Source organism: Paenibacillus sp. FSL R5-0749 (assembly GCF_038595085.1).
Taxonomy (GTDB): Bacteria; Bacillota; Bacilli; order Paenibacillales; family Paenibacillaceae; genus Paenibacillus.
The window spans coordinates 5,113,483-5,128,763 of record NZ_CP152005.1; the positions used below are offsets into that span (position 1 = coordinate 5,113,483).

Here is a 15,281-nt window from a genome sequence, read left to right on the forward strand (position 1 = left end):
AACATGAGCTGAATATGAAAGGATGCAAATAAATGATTATTAAACCAAGAACACGTGGTTTTATTTGTACCACTTCCCACCCTGTAGGTTGCGCTGCGCAAGTGCAGGAACAGATTGATTATGTGAAATCACAGCCGGAGCTCAAAGGCCCCCGTAATGTGCTCGTAATCGGCGCTTCCACCGGATACGGTCTGGCGTCACGCGTTGTATCCGCTTTTGGAGCGGGAGCGAATACGATCGGTATTTACCGTCCGAGCAGTTCCACAGAAAAACGTACAGCCTCCGCAGGCTGGTACAACTCCGCTGCATTCGAAAAAGCCGCTGAAGAAGCAGGCCTCAAATCGTACAGCATCACAGGTGATGCATTCGCAAACGAAACACGGGACAAAGCCGTTGAACTGATTCGCAGTGAACTCGGTCAAGTGGATCTGGTCGTATACAGCGTAGCCTCGGCCCGCCGTACCGATCCAAACACGGGTGAAGTGTTCAATTCTGTGCTGAAGCCTATCGGACAATCCTACACGAATAAAACAGTAAACTTCCACACAGGCGAAATCAGCTCCGTTACGCTGGAGCCGGCAACGGAAGAGGAAATTCGTCAGACCGTAACCGTAATGGGTGGAGACGATTGGGAACTGTGGATGGATGCCCTGCAACAAGGCGGCGTACTTGCGGATGATGCAACAACGATCGCTTTCTCCTACATCGGACCTGAACTTACCCATGCCATCTATCGTGATGGTTCCATCGGTCAGGCCAAGAATCATCTGGAAGCGACTGCAATCAAGTTGAATGATCGTCTAAGTGCCAAGGGTGGACGTGCTTATGTAACTGTCGCCAAAGCGCTGGTGACTCAATCCAGCTCCGCAATTCCAGTCGTGCCGCTGTACATCTCAGCATTGTACAAAGTCATGAAAGAAAAAGGCTTGCATGAGGGATGTGTCGAGCAATTGCAGCGTCTGTTCGCTGATCGCCTGTATGCAGGAGGAGAAGTTCCAACAGATGCAGAAGGTCGCATTCGTATCGACGATTGGGAGATGAGAGATGACGTTCAGCAAGAAGTCGCGAAGCTCTGGAATGAATTGACTACAGAGAACATCTATGATCTGTCCGATCTGGAAGGTTATCGTCGCGAATTCTTCCAACTGTTTGGTTTTGAAACCGACGGTGTGGATTATGAAGCAGACGTTGATCCAAACGTTGAAGTGCCCCATCTGGTGAACTAAAAAAGTTTTGGCGAGTACGCAAACTTAGATTTTCGTTAGCACTTCTAATGCCATGTTAAAGATCTGATTGTACAATTAATGAAGGGGAACCACCGGGTTCTCCCCTTTTTTGTCTATTTTTTAGATCCTTTCATCCTAGATTCTTTCTACGCCATTTTAATTTCATATCCTTACATTCTTTCGTGTATCCCCTGATCAAATCGATTTAAGCTGTTTTTTCAACTCTTTCGGTACCGTCTTCTCAATAGTGATTGAATGCGCTCCATGCATGGACGCAAAGAATTGAAGGCCCTCCCGAAAATCCGCAATCCATTCCTCCACAGGTGGAGCAGTCTCTTCCATTGATAACAAACGAACGGTAAGCACTCCAGTTTTGCGATCAAGTCGCGGGTCCATACGTCCGATTAACCGATCACCATGAAGAATCGGCATGGCATAATAACCGTAGGTTCTTTTCACCTCTGGCGTATAGATCTCCCATTTATAATGAAAATCGAATAAATCGACAATACGTTCTCTTCTCCATAACAGATTGTCCAGTGGCGGCAGGAAACGGACCGGGCCTGATGGATCATAGTGTGGCTCTTCCCTCTCCATGTGCAATAACAAATCCTCGTCTTCAGCTCGAATATAATAAGGCGTCGCCACGTCCTCCACCTTAAGCGGGATCATTCGCCCATCTGACACACGGGCAGCAATATCGGCGCGTCGTTCAGCCGCTGTAGATTTTAGCCAACCCAGACGGGGATCACGGGCATCTATAACGCGATACGCATGAATGTATTTATCCAGCAGAGCCTGCTTCTGGGCTAACACATCCATATCTTCTTTCATCGGAAGTCCCTGTTGCTGCAATCCGGATTCGGTTATATGAAAATAACGTTCATTCCCTTGCCTCGCCACCACACGAATCACAGCAGAGTCTAACAGTAGATTCAGAGCAAGTGTGGTATCCTTCGTCTTTGGCACATCTGCACTGTCCCAATAACCACTTACCCGTTCAACAGCACGGAAGGCTCTTGAAGGTAAAGGTCCTTCCTCCTTCAAACGCTGTAAAACATGCTGCACTGTTTTCTCCAGACCTTGTAAGGATGGAGCCAGACGCTCCCTTAATCGGGCACGCACAGGTTCAAAGAGAGCATAATCCTCGATTGGAATGACACAGGCAGCATTTGCAAAATATTCAAACACCTTATGATCACTCAGCAGCGAATTTAAGCTGTCAGCCGTATAACCCGGGTCACGGGCACCCAGCACCAGATGCTGGTTTCCGGTTACAGCAGCTACAGGATCGATCTGCACGCAACCAAGGGAGCGAATCAAACTCAGAACTTGATCGGGTCCCGATGGTAAGGAAACTGCGGGCCAACGTTCCAGTAAAGCTTGCGTTTGCAACAAGAAACGCCGAACGATTTTTTTATTCATGTGCAGCTCTGTTGTCATATGTTTAGGTTCTCCCCTTCATTATATGTACAGAATTTATAGCCAATTTATAAGATTGATTTTAACAGTCCACATGATTACTTTCCAACCAAAGAAAGGATTATAATCGTCTTACTTATCCAGCAATCCGTTTCTCATAGACAAAATAAAAAGAAGCACCACCATCCTGGATGATCTGCTTCTTGTGTTTGACCTTTTGCAATTTTTCCTGCTTCGTAGGCATGAGACGTACATGCTGGGATAATGCACCATAATCTCCGTTAACTCGTCGGCTCTGTTCCGAGCACCACTTGCCTGACCGCTCTGCTTTGCGTAATGCTTTTTGTGTTTGTGTACGTGCCATAATGGATTACACACTCCTTTGGTTGATATACACTCAATATATCATGTGCAGCTACGCAAGTGAAGGTGCTTCCTGCTGGAATGGGCATATACATATTTTAAGAAGGCTTCCACCGTGTACTTAGCGGGATTGCCGCTTTCGCCGAGACTGCCACGTTTCGATTGGTTCATGATCATCTTCTTCGATCAGTTCCAATGCTTCCTCCACTCTTCTCGCCTTGAATAAAAGGATTAATTCCATCAGGTCTTCCCGGTCCAGCAACTTCACTCCATTGACTGCCGCAAGCGTCCGGCAAGCTTCCGTGTAACGAGCGGACGTTAATACAATCGACCGGTCAGCTTCATAATAACGCATGGATGTATAGATCTCCTGCACTGCGCTTAATCCTACCGGATGATTCGCACCGTATCGCTTCGCTTGTATAACACTCCGCCGGCCGAGTCGATCCACAAATACAAGATCCGCACCGAAATCCCGGCTGCTCGTCGTTTTATAAACCTCATCGTACCCGAGTTCTTCGAATAGATGATAAAGATATAATTCAAATTCCGAACCATCCTCCATCTTGTCGATGTCCTTTATCGTAATCTTCCTGGGATTGGCTTCACTTCGTATCCGCTGACCGCGCCCGATAATACGCCGAATAATCCAGGCCAGCAGTAGTAATATGACAATAATTCCGATGACCCATAGGGTCACATTTTCACTCCAGTTCATAGCTCTTCTCCTTGTTCTTTTCCCTATGTTCTATCCAACGTCTTAATCAGATATGGCTTATCACCGCACTAAATATATCAGACTTCCACCTTGATCGAAAGAAGATGAATTCCCTGTAACCCTCACACTTCTCCAAACATAGTTATTTCGACAAATCCATGATAAAAGGTTACAGTGTGTTCGGTTGAATTGCACTTCACTTCAATGGTAAAATTCAACAATCGGTTCTCTTTTGAACCGAAGAAGAAAGGTGGTTTATCACTTGCATACATTGACCAAACACAAGTCCAAAACATGGGCTGCCCTCATTTTTAGCGGCATGCTCCTCTTCACCATGAATACAACAAGTTACGCTGCTGCCTCAACCGAATCCATGCCCAAACCAGCGTGGACGTCATCTTCCCTGATGTTATCTGAGGCCAATACCGAAAAAGATGTCCTGATCAAGGCAATCCATGCCGTGCCATCCAAAAATCTTGTATATGTACATGCCTCCCAGCCCGTAACAAAAACAAGCAGCAAAACTACACTCGACTGGCAACTGGACTCTCTCCAAGCATTCGATGCTACAACTGGGCAATTGAAGTGGAATACGATATTCCATGAGAAAAGCGGTCCTTACACCACATACTCCGATTCGGTATATGCCAGCAACGGTACAGCTTATGTGTATATGGAATATTCGGACAAAACCAAAAAATTGTACTCATTCAATACATCTGGTAAGACCAACTGGATCAAATCCGTGAACTCACCTGCAAACATATCCCTATTGGATAACGATACGCTGATGGTTGCTTCAAGTCAGGGCGTGCAGTCAAATGGTTCCGTTCGCTCAGCCATCTCGTTATATGACAAAAAGGGCAAATTAATTACCGAAAAGACCATTAACGGCAGCGTGCTCAAGGCTGATCATGGTCGAATTGTAGTGGATGCCAGCAAACAAACCAAGGTAGGCAACTTCTGGCAGCAAGCTGCGAATCCCAAGGTGGAGATCTATGATCGTACGTTGAATCGTCTGTCCTTCTACCAATTCCCTGCCAATGCCAATACACTGGGAGATGGCGGCGGTGAATCGCTGGCCATTCTGGACGATGGTTCCATTATTATGCGTGCCAATTTCGAGAATACGGGTAACCGACTGATGGGCTTTGGCACCGACGGCAAGCTTGCATGGGGACGTGCTATTGCCGGTGATGCCTACATCCAAACGGCTGGCAACGGCTATACGGTCCTTACAGGGCAGAAGCTGGAACTGTATACGATGAAAGGCAAAGTGACTGAGCGTACATTCAAGGACGCACAGCCTGCATTAATGCATGTTGACCAGACACAGGATGGTCAGTACCAGCTTGATTTTGCCAAAACAGGATACATTCTTGATCCGCAGACACTGGAAGACGTGCATATCTACACGACCAGTGCCTCCGTTCCTTCATTAGAAGGTGTCTCTACCTATGTCGATGATGTCATCTATTCGATGAACGATGAGACATTGTCCAAATATGTATTAAAGGCTGCTGCAAAATAATGAACGGAGCGCTTCTGTATGACCGTCTAAACGGTTGACAGGGCGCTCTTTTATTTCAAATTCGCCTGGCTCCCCTTACTTGTCATTTCTTCTCATCCTGTTATACTAGTAACGTTCTCTTGCTTCACCCTAATCTTGATAGGCAAAAGGAGCTTAACCTTCCTATGATAATTCAGTTCATTCGATATAGATAACTTGGGGCATAGCCATAAACCTCTTTTTTTGAATTTCGTGCAGAGGTTTATTTGTTATGCCCTTTTCTTCAGTTATCCAAATCTGAATGAATGGGGTGTTATTCCATGTCAGTCCATCGCAGAGAACGTAGCGCTGCGCTTATTAATCCATACAACCATATGTTGAACTGTCCCATCTGTCATAGCCCTATGGCAACCATTAACTCAGGGAGCATTCAATGTGTGTCCAGGCATAGCTTTGATTTTGCAAGACAAGGCTATATCAATTTCATGACACGTTTTTTCAAGGGCAACTATGACAAACGTTTATTTACTGCCAAAAGGAATATCTTATCGGAAACCGGGATTTATGCTCCTTTGACCGAAGTACTACGCAGGTGGATCTCACGTTATTCGGTTGACATCAGCTATCCCGTGCATATTCTGGATGCCGGCACAGGAGAGGGAACATTTCTGCAGCAGATTACGCAGGATACTCCAGCCGTTGGCTGGGGCATCGACATTGCCAAAGAAGGCATTGCCATGGCTTCCTCTGCCTACAACCAGCAAATTTGGTTTGTCGGCGATCTGGCATGCAGTCCGTTTGCAGAAGGTCAGCTGGACATCATCCTGAATATATTCTCTCCTTCCAATTATGGAGAGTTTGGACGAATTCTGAAAGATGGGGGATGGATCATCAAAGTCATCCCCCGTGAACGATATTTAATTGAACTAAGAGAAATGCTGTTCCTGAATCGACCTGATCGAGCAGACGGCCGGGAACTTACGCTGGACCGATTCCGCAAACATCATCATCTCATCGCCAGCATTCCGCTGACCTACACGCTGCCCGTCACCGCAAACATGCTGGATTCACTCGTTCATATGACACCACTTTCCTGGCATCGGTCGGGATCATCCCTGGTGAGCATTCAAACTTCCTTGTCGAAGATTACCATTGACGTAGAAATACTGGTGGGAACAATCAGATAACCGTTATGGCTGATTTCAGCCTCCATACAGCCAAAAAGCCGGGCGAGTTCCAACTGGAACTCGCCCGGCTTTTCATGTGATCTGATGCATTATTTCCAGTTCTGGTCGATAAATTCGTCCCGTCCGGATAACGCACGGTCTTCCTTATAATGCTTCTCGTTTTTCTTGTGGTAATCCTGATGATAGTCTTCAGCCGGATAGAACACGACGGCATCCCGAATTTCCGTAACAATCGGTTGAGTGAATCGTCCGCTGGCTGCCAGTTCCTGTTTAGACTGTTCAGCAAGCTCACGTTGACGTTCATTATGCACAAAGATTGCCGTACGATACTGTGTCCCCCGATCCTGGAACTGTCCTCCGTCATCTGTCGGGTCAATCTGAGGCCAGTATAGCTCTAGCAGTCGTTCATAAAGGAATACTTCCGGATCAAATGTAATCTCAACCACTTCGACATGACCGGTCTCCCCGGTTTTGACCTGCTCATATGTTGGATTCTCGACGTGACCGCCAGTATAACCCGATATAATCCCATGAATGCCCGGTTGTTCTTCGAACGGTGTAACCATACACCAGAAACATCCGCCGGCGAATGTAGCTTTTTCCATTCCGTTCATCCCCTCTTATCTAAACTACGTATGAATATAGATAGCCATTACGCATACCTTCTTATATTCTAAAACAACAAGAGGTTGATTGAAAGCCATCGTTATGGCTCTCAATCAACCTCTTCATTGGTAATTTATTTTATTCATTAGGTAATGCAATGTAGCAACAACTTATTCAAGAACTGATCTTGAATGAGTTACCCGCGACTACGTCCCATCGAACGGAAGATCAAGCTTACGATGGCTACAAGAACGATCGCACCAATCAATGCAGGTACAATGTAGAATCCGCCCATCTCAGGACCCATATCACCCAAGATTACTCCACCTAACCATCCACCGATGAAACCCGCAACGATGTTACCGATAACACCACCTGGAATGTCACGACCAACGATCAAACCTGCCAACCAACCAATGATACCACCGATAATTAATGACCATAACCAACCCATATCATTCACCTCTAATTAAAGTTTTTGTTGTTGTCTGTCTACTATTAACCGCTACAGAAGCATTTAAACAATTGGCATAAAAATTTTTGCATATTACCGTTTGTCCCATGCATTCTTCTCTGCAAAATAGGCTGTGGCCCAGTATGAAACAGATCACGTCACTTTCCGGCATCTCACCAGCTCAGGGCTGCGTTATGTACCTCCCGAAAGTCATTGTATGTTAGAGCAGACAAGGTTAGTATCACCAATTGAGGTAGGATTATTTATAAATTTGCGTCATATTATAGGATTGATGGGTTAGATCTGATCAATAAAAGCCTGCACGGCCCTTACCTGGCTGCGCCAGCCACGTATGTTTGTGACTCTTATCCAGCTCGCCACGCATCGACTGAATGACTTTTACAATGTCGGTCTGTCCATTCTGATGCCATTCCAGCGCAGCGCTCACATACAACTCACCTAGCTGCGCAAGAGAAAACGTGTCGGTCAGACGAGCTGCTTCTACCGTGCCCTCTTCACCCGCGAATACGGTGAAGCCACGTTGGCGTAAATATTGCAGGCGCAGTGCTTCATCTGGCAACGGAATTTCGTAAGCCCGGTCAAACCGTCCAGCACGGTTCATAAGGCCAGGATCGATTTTCTCAGGATAATTCGTTGTCCCGATCAGGAAAATGCCTTCTTTCGACGTAGCTCCATCCAATGTATTCAGGAAAAAGGAACGAACTTCATCCGGCATCGAATCGATGTCCTCAATGATCAGTACCATCGGTGCAAGTCGCTTGGCAGCCTCGAACACTTCACGCACCGATTCACTGTTGGTATACTCCGTTATCTGCCAATACGCAGCCGGTCCCGGGATACTTCCTGCAATGGATTTCACCAATGTGGTCTTACCGTTTCCGGGGTGTCCATACAATAGAATGCCCCGTTTGTATGGGATATCGTAATCTCTGTAAAAGGAACGATCCGCTTCGAAGAACTGATCCAGCGAGCGGAAAATATCCTGTTTAATCTTTGCAGAGAGAACAACATCCTCTCTTCCCACGGAGCGAGTAATCGATTCGACATGACGGTCGCTGCCATTGCGGGCATCGGTATACACCGTCACTTTTTTCATATTTTGCTGACGTTCCCGTTCCCGGACACTTCCCAGAAACTGCTTCATCTGATCATCCCCGACAGCAAATACAAAGTCTTCGCTATAGATCCCGTTCTCTCGGAAAAATGGAACCCGCACAAGTGCAACGCCCCATTTTGGATAGGCAAATACGTTGTTGCGGATGGAGTAGTGCACACCATACGTGGGCACATCACCATCATCATCGTAATGCAACGTCTGAAGCTCCAGATCCTCGAAAATGCGGGCTACCAATTCCACTTCGGTACTTCCATTTTGCAAGTCTTCCCGGAGTAACTCCCAATATTCATTGTTCGGGTCAGAACTGGCATACAGTTTGTATTCAATCCCATATCGCTGATGTAGCGCCTCGCTGATGCCACGAATCAGCCTTGAATAGATGGCGTACCCTTCCACTCGAATTCGGGTATCATGTTGTTCATCGTAGCTATAGATTGCCCGGGTAGGATCTACTTGTTGTTCGTGTATTGTCATTATTTCGCTCCCTTTACCGCGGCAAGCGGTTTGCATTTGGCTACAACTTGAGCCAAGCCTGCGCCGGTTACACTGTCTATGATTTCGTCTACATTTTTATAAGCCTGTGGTGATTCATCAATAATGGATTCAAGTGAGCGCTGGTTTACCACGATCTCATCTTCTGTGCCGACGCCAAGTGCCGTAGCAAAATCCTCTACAGTAACCAATCGTTTCGTTGCTGTTCGTGAACGTATGCGACCCGCGCCGTGACATATGGAATAATAATTATCAGCGCCCTGTGGCTGACCGACCATGATATATGAAGCAGTTCCCATCGAACCGGGAATAAGCGCCGGATGTCCAGTTGCCAGATAAGGCTTGGGATTGTCCGGGTGACCCGCCGGCAACGCACGTGTCGCTCCTTTTCGATGTACAAAAACGGAGTCTTGGTCTGCATGGGATTCCTCCCAGGCGTAGTTGTGCATCAGGTCGTATAACGTACGAAATTCACATTTGGGGCCAAACACTTCCCGGAATGCTTCGCGAATAGCATACGCAATCAGGTGACGATTGACAACAGCGTAATTCAATGCAGAATACATCATGTTCACATAATGACGACCTTCTGCATGCTCCAGCGGCGCAAATACCAGTCTTGGATCAGATGTGCCCAGGTTAAGACGCTGCATGACTTTCGCAATCGCAGAAGAACTCGTCTGACTGACATATCCGCCCCATGCACGAGAGCCGGAATGAATCATGACCACGATCTGTCCATCGTACAATCCCCAAGCTTCGGCGATTCCACGATTCTCTTCGGCGATCTCAATCGCCTGAATCTCGGCAAAATGGTTCCCTCCGCCCAGTGTACCGAGCTGACGATGCGAACGATGCCACGTCATATCAGGAATGTGATTTAACACATCCTCATCGTAACTGAATTTGCTGCTTTCCACATGAGTTATCGAGGTTGATTTTTTCGGTGTATAGCTGTCAGGGATATATTTTTTGGGTAAACCATGCAGCCCTTTACGAACAATGTGCTCCAGTCTTATATCCGAGTAATGACCTCGCTGGTTCGCCTCCATTGGCAATACTTTCTCTATGGCTTTGACAAGTTTACGGCGAAGCTCGATGTCTTTCAATTCGTCCTTGTGCAAGTTCGTCATGTGCACTCGCATGCCACAGCCAATGTCACTGCCAACGATGGAGGGAGAAACGTATCCGCTCTGCGCATCCCAGACGGCTGTTGTTCCAATGCATGTACCTACACCGACATGCACGTCAGGTGTGTAACTCATATAAGAGATTCCCGGAATCTGCAGATTATTGTTCGCCATCTCGAATACCTTGTAATCGAGCGAGGAAAAGAGTTGTTGTGCTGCATATACGGTTAGGTCGCCCGCGGGCAATTTCACTTCATGGCGATAGCCACCTGCGTTTTCATTTGGATCATTAAATAAATTAAAGTCTGTATTCATAAAAGTGTATTATTCCTTCCTGTACGTTCAGCAAATTCGGTTTGCTGATTCATCTATAAAATAAAACTAAAAAAAGCCATAGGCTAGTCGCCCATGACTTCTACTGAATGACAATAACGGAGAACAGAACAGCTTAAATATGCTTGTGTGTCTGTTATCCATCGCTATGATATAAGCGAAGAACGCATATCGATTATAAAACCCGCTAAACGATATGCCTATCCCCTATGTCGACCGTATGAGGCCAATGAGACGATGAGCCTGATATGCAGTTGTATCCACCTTGCGCCCTGTTAGATTCAGATCATAACCAAGCATCATGTCTCTCGGCCTCCCTTCGTTAATGTTAAGTCTTATAATAAAGGGACTGAAATTCATGTGTCAACCCTTTTCTTGGAAATAGGTCCATGGTGCAGACTTTATGTATAAACCATAAGAGGGGACTGTCCTAGGACAGTCCCCTCTTTTCTTAATAATAATGATGTTGTTAGCGTAACATGATTATTACAGACCTGCTTGTTTTTCCAACTCATCAACCGGATTTTCGTCTTCTTTTTCAGGAACTTTGGAAGACAGGAACCAACCACATACCGCAATGGTGATCAGTACAATATAGAATCCGAATTTCCAAATTTTATTTTCCGGGAAATGCTCATCCAGAACCCCCAATGAAGGGTGTGCAAGTGTAATAACTGCCAGTTTAACCCCTACCCAACCTACGATCACAAAAGCCGCAACTTCAAGCCCTGGGCGGGAATGAAGCAACTTCACAAAATATGAGGCTGCAAAACGCATAATTACAAGCCCGATGAATCCACCGAGGAAAATAACGATAAACTGTCCTCCGTCAAGTCCCCCGATTGCAGGCAATCCACTTGGTGGCAACGCTACAGCCAAGGCAACTGCAGCCAGAATGGAATCGACTGCAAATGCGATATCGGCTACTTCGACTTTGAATACGGTCATCCAGAAACCAGATTGTTTTTTCGGTTTCTTTGGCGTCGAATCAGCAGCTTCATCTGTTTTATTGCGATTACCCAGTATCTTTTTAACAATGTGGTTAATCGAAATGTATAGAAGATACAGGGCACCGATCGCTTGTACTTGCCAAACATCGACGAGGAAAGAGATCAGGAACAATGAACCTAAACGGAAAACAAATGCGCCCATCAGACCATAGAACAACGCTTTTTTGCGCTTCTCTTCAGGTAGATGCTTAACCATAATTGCGAGTACCAATGCATTATCTGCTGCAAGTAATCCTTCTAGAACTACTAAGACAGCCAACACCCACCCATATTCCAATAATAATGAAACTTCCAACGTTGACTCCTCCTTAATATCCTTATGATGTACAAAAAAAAGGACCTTTACCATCGCTGGTAAGGTCCTTTTATATCCACAAAAAGAGACCTTTACCGAGCATGAAAACTTGGTAAAGGTCTCGCTAACAACAAATTTGCTGCCAATAAAGCCGGGGATACGATCCCGAATTGACGACTTTACTGTAAAAGCTACTCCCCTTTAACAGGAATATGTAGTTTTAGTTGGAACGGGTTGTTAAACCTGTATTCATCATATTTCATAATCTTAAATAAAGTCAAGCTTTATTTCGTTGACGGTACAGCTTACGGAATACGACAATATCGTAAATCATATTCCCCAGTGGAATGAAAGAAATGAAGAAGAGGGCAATTGGACGACGCAGACGCCACTTCTGTGAGGTGTACATGCTCACCATAAATAACAAGTACATTAAAAATAAAAAACCGTACAAATTTCCAAACCAAGTGACAGCCTGCGGCATAACTCCGGCATCTCTCAACGGAAAAGCAACAAACAGTAACAATACATACGAAATTCCCTGCAACCACAACATCAGCCGGAAGCGTCCCAGCATAGAATGTAACATTATTTTCCTCCTGCTTTTATACATGTAACGAATTCAATTGTTCCCGTACAGTATATCACAAAAGCTGAAAATCTCCGCTTCATTCCACGCAGCAGATTATTCCTGCACGCTTATATGGGTGTTCCCCTGCCTTTTTGCAGGAGCCAAATACCTCAGCTTCTCATAAGATATACGACGAAGATTGTTACCCATGTCGGACAAGGAGGAGCCAGTTAATGAAAATTGCTATGGTTGCACCCGAGAAATTACCTTTGCCCGGTAATGGTTCCGTGGAAATCTGTATATTGGGGATTGCCCGCGAACTTGCACACCGCCATCAGGTGACTATCATAACTCGTCAAATGGAAGGTCTCTCTGCCACAGAACAGATCGATGGCATCACCATTCAACGTGTCCCTGCATCGAGTCCTGTCAGATACACCAAAGCCGTCATACGTCAGTTATCCAAACAACCCTACGATGTAATTCAAGTGGACAACAGGCCACGAAGTATGGCGAACATCAAACAAGCTTTTCCACGCACTCCCGTTGTACTCTATCTTCACTCGTTAACCTTTGCTCAGCCCGGAACTTCCAGACTCACATTGATGAAAAAAGCGGATTGGATTGCCGTTAACAGCCGATCCCTGCGACAAAGGCTAGGCCGCAGATTTCCGTTGGTAAAACGCCGGATGAGTGTGGTTCCATTGGGTGCGGATCTAAGCCGCTTCAGGCCTGCTGAATCCAGCGAAGAACAGATTCAACTGCGTACACAATTTGGAGTGACTAAACCATTCTCTATTTTGTATGTCGGCAGGCTCATCCCTGGAAAAGGCGTAGACGTATTAATTCGTGCGACTGCCCTCCTTCAGCGACAGATGCCTGTCCAACTGGTCGTTGCAGGCAAAGGCCCTCCGCATTACATGCGTAAACTTCGCGAACTTGCCCATAAACAAAAAGTGCATGTATCCTTTCGTGGCCAGATAAACCATGAGCATATCGATCAGTTGTATCGGGCCGTCGATTGTCTGGTGTGTCCCTCCCAAGAACATGAAGCTTTTGGTCTGGTCAATGTTGAGGCCATGGCTTCAGGATTACCTGTCATTGCTTCTGATAACGGAGGCATTCGTGAGATTATTGAATCAGGTATTAATGGATACCTTGTCACTGATTATAAGCGTCCCCAACGTTTCACCTCCTGCCTGTACAAACTTGCAAGCAACCCCACGTTTGCCGAGATGTTAGGGAAGGCTGGCCGAGACAGCGCAAAGGCACATTTCAGTTGGGCCAGAACAGCCATGCATCTGGAAGCCACCTATACCAGGCTCATCCGTCAATGAGCCTTCTTCTGTTATGAGCTTTTGCCCCATGTAAACCTGCTCTTTAAGATGATCAAGCTTTTTCACGAAATTGCCATCCCGCAATCAAAGAATCCATCTGTGGAACAGGAATGTGACTCATCTCAATTAACTCCATAATAACCATATCTCTCATCATGAATCGTACTTTGGCACACGTTAGTTGATGAAATACATCGTAGAATGCCTTCCCGGTCCAACATCCATGAGGTACGACAAGCGGATCATTAACGATATAGCCTACCGCTCCAATCGGTGGAATAACGACCTTAATTGCTTGTTGATCCAATCGATTGTCTGGATCTTTGACGAGATACACGGTATCCCCCACATGTAAAACCTGTACTCCATGATAGTGGTCCATCCCATACATAGCTGCGAATAATTTAGTGCTCATACGACCTGCTCCTTCTCTTGTATTTGTCCATAATTAAAATTCACAAAGATACATCAGTCTCATAATGTTCCAACCACTCGACAAGTTGCCTGCGTATCTCTCTACGAAACTCCCGTGGTTCAAGTACCTCTGCCTCGGGTCCAAATTGATACAACCATTTCAAAAATTCTCGGCTGCTATTCAGTGTCACTTCAAATAACAATCCCCCATCCGACATATTCGTCATTCGCGGGCGAACAAACATCTCTTCTTCTTTTATGTAGGGGGCTATTTTCTCAGAGAATCTTACCTTGAAATGGATATGCTCGTCTCCACGGTCAATAGACCATGTGTTCTTCATATACTGTGTTATGTTGAAGTCACCCTTGTCGAAACCGGCATTGGTTCGTGTTACATCCAAAAAACGGCTAATTCGGAACAATCGAACTTTTTGCAGCAAATGACAGTAGCCGATCAGATAAAAACGTTGATCACGCGGAATGAGATAATAAGGATCGATATCGCGAACTGTAATCTCATTTCTTGTCAGCGTATGATATTGAGTACGAATAGTTTGCTGGCTTAGAATAGCTTCGATGATGGGAATCAGCAGATTAGGGTCTTTTCCTTCCTCACGATAAGCTGGCGTGCCCATACGAATAATTCCCGCAATATTCTCTACAATGTCACTGTTTCTTGATTTTAATTTGGTATGAGCCGACATGACCTTGTCAAAAGCCGAATCGAACTCAGCAGGTAACTTGGAGGTATCAACTACGGACGGAAGCATGGAGAAGACCATTGCCTCCTGTTCAGTAAAATCTAATGGATACATGGCAAACTCACCAATAAATCGGTAACCTTTGCCATATCCTTCGTTCATAATCGGGGCAACCCTGTCCAAAATCCGGAGATCACGATATATCGTGCGTACAGTCGTACCGCATTTCAGCGCCAACTCTTTGGCCGAAATTCCAGGATTTGCTTGTATAGCCTGAAGTATACGCAGCAGACGAATTAATTTCTCTGTCATGTAGTTTCTCCCCTTCGATATTTTATCGGCAAGGAAAACTAGTTCCTTTAGTACAGAACTAA

15 protein-coding genes are annotated in these 15,281 nt (G+C 45.7%); 4 read left to right on the forward strand and 11 right to left on the reverse strand.

The window, feature by feature from the left end; genetic code table 11:
• The first annotated feature begins 32 nt into the window (after window positions 1-32).
• The gene (gene fabV, locus MKY85_RS22855; RefSeq protein WP_342570839.1) at window positions 33-1,226 is read left to right on the forward strand and encodes an enoyl-ACP reductase FabV; all 1,194 of its coding nucleotides are present in this window, start codon (window positions 33-35) and stop codon (window positions 1,224-1,226) included.
• Window positions 1,227-1,421: 195 nt separating this feature from the next.
• On the opposite strand, the gene MKY85_RS22860 is transcribed toward fabV, so the two are convergent.
• The 3 genes from MKY85_RS22860 to MKY85_RS22870 form a co-directional block, all read right to left on the reverse strand.
• Window positions 1,422-2,669 carry a crosslink repair DNA glycosylase YcaQ family protein gene (locus MKY85_RS22860; RefSeq protein WP_342570840.1) on the reverse strand — a complete coding sequence of 416 codons (1,248 nt, stop codon included), beginning with the start codon at window positions 2,667-2,669 and terminating at the stop codon, window positions 1,422-1,424.
• Between the two features lie 115 nt (window positions 2,670-2,784).
• Window positions 2,785-3,012, reverse strand: a complete 228-nt coding sequence (locus tag MKY85_RS22865) for a hypothetical protein (RefSeq protein WP_339236837.1) — start codon at window positions 3,010-3,012, stop codon at window positions 2,785-2,787.
• Window positions 3,013-3,132: 120 nt separating this feature from the next.
• On the reverse strand, window positions 3,133-3,729 hold the full coding sequence (locus MKY85_RS22870; protein ID WP_342570841.1) for a restriction endonuclease: 597 nt from the start codon (window positions 3,727-3,729) through the stop codon (window positions 3,133-3,135).
• A 262-nt stretch (window positions 3,730-3,991) separates the two neighbouring features.
• Between MKY85_RS22870 and MKY85_RS22875 the strand changes: the two genes are divergently transcribed.
• The gene (locus tag MKY85_RS22875) at window positions 3,992-5,260 is read left to right on the forward strand and encodes a hypothetical protein (RefSeq protein WP_342570842.1); all 1,269 of its coding nucleotides are present in this window, start codon (window positions 3,992-3,994) and stop codon (window positions 5,258-5,260) included.
• A gap of 353 nt (window positions 5,261-5,613) precedes the next feature.
• Window positions 5,614-6,426, forward strand: coding sequence for a putative RNA methyltransferase (locus MKY85_RS22880; protein WP_339261500.1), 813 nt, complete (start codon window positions 5,614-5,616; stop codon window positions 6,424-6,426).
• An 89-nt stretch (window positions 6,427-6,515) separates the two neighbouring features.
• Here MKY85_RS22880 and msrA read toward each other — a convergent pair whose 3' ends face one another.
• From msrA to MKY85_RS22910, 6 genes are all read right to left on the reverse strand, one after another.
• Window positions 6,516-7,031, reverse strand: coding sequence for a peptide-methionine (S)-S-oxide reductase MsrA (gene msrA, locus MKY85_RS22885; protein WP_339236845.1), 516 nt, complete (start codon window positions 7,029-7,031; stop codon window positions 6,516-6,518).
• A gap of 197 nt (window positions 7,032-7,228) precedes the next feature.
• Window positions 7,229-7,486, reverse strand: a complete 258-nt coding sequence (locus tag MKY85_RS22890) for a GlsB/YeaQ/YmgE family stress response membrane protein (RefSeq protein ID WP_315938471.1) — start codon at window positions 7,484-7,486, stop codon at window positions 7,229-7,231.
• 307 nt (window positions 7,487-7,793) lie between these two features.
• The gene (locus tag MKY85_RS22895) at window positions 7,794-9,098 is read right to left on the reverse strand and encodes an AAA family ATPase (protein WP_342570843.1); all 1,305 of its coding nucleotides are present in this window, start codon (window positions 9,096-9,098) and stop codon (window positions 7,794-7,796) included.
• Window positions 9,098-10,561, reverse strand: a complete 1,464-nt coding sequence (locus MKY85_RS22900; RefSeq protein ID WP_342570844.1) for an RtcB family protein — start codon at window positions 10,559-10,561, stop codon at window positions 9,098-9,100. Before MKY85_RS22900 ends, MKY85_RS22895 begins: the two co-directional genes overlap by 1 nt.
• Window positions 10,562-11,065: 504 nt before the next feature.
• On the reverse strand, window positions 11,066-11,884 hold the full coding sequence (locus MKY85_RS22905; protein WP_339256909.1) for a TerC family protein: 819 nt from the start codon (window positions 11,882-11,884) through the stop codon (window positions 11,066-11,068).
• A 277-nt stretch (window positions 11,885-12,161) separates the two neighbouring features.
• A complete protein-coding gene (locus MKY85_RS22910) occupies window positions 12,162-12,473 on the reverse strand; it encodes a DUF3817 domain-containing protein (protein WP_342570845.1) in 312 nt (103 codons plus the stop codon).
• 215 nt (window positions 12,474-12,688) lie between these two features.
• On the opposite strand from MKY85_RS22910, the gene MKY85_RS22915 reads away from it, so the two are divergent.
• On the forward strand, window positions 12,689-13,792 hold the full coding sequence (locus MKY85_RS22915; protein WP_342570846.1) for a glycosyltransferase family 4 protein: 1,104 nt from the start codon (window positions 12,689-12,691) through the stop codon (window positions 13,790-13,792).
• Window positions 13,793-13,844: 52 nt separating this feature from the next.
• On the opposite strand, the gene MKY85_RS22920 is transcribed toward MKY85_RS22915, so the two are convergent.
• Both MKY85_RS22920 and MKY85_RS22925 read right to left on the reverse strand, forming a co-directional pair.
• Window positions 13,845-14,207: an HIRAN domain-containing protein gene (locus MKY85_RS22920; RefSeq protein WP_339236862.1), complete on the reverse strand. Its 363-nt coding sequence runs from the start codon at window positions 14,205-14,207 to the stop codon at window positions 13,845-13,847.
• A gap of 40 nt (window positions 14,208-14,247) precedes the next feature.
• Window positions 14,248-15,219, reverse strand: a complete 972-nt coding sequence (locus tag MKY85_RS22925) for a WYL domain-containing protein (RefSeq protein WP_339236864.1) — start codon at window positions 15,217-15,219, stop codon at window positions 14,248-14,250.
• Window positions 15,220-15,281: the final 62 nt, after the last annotated feature.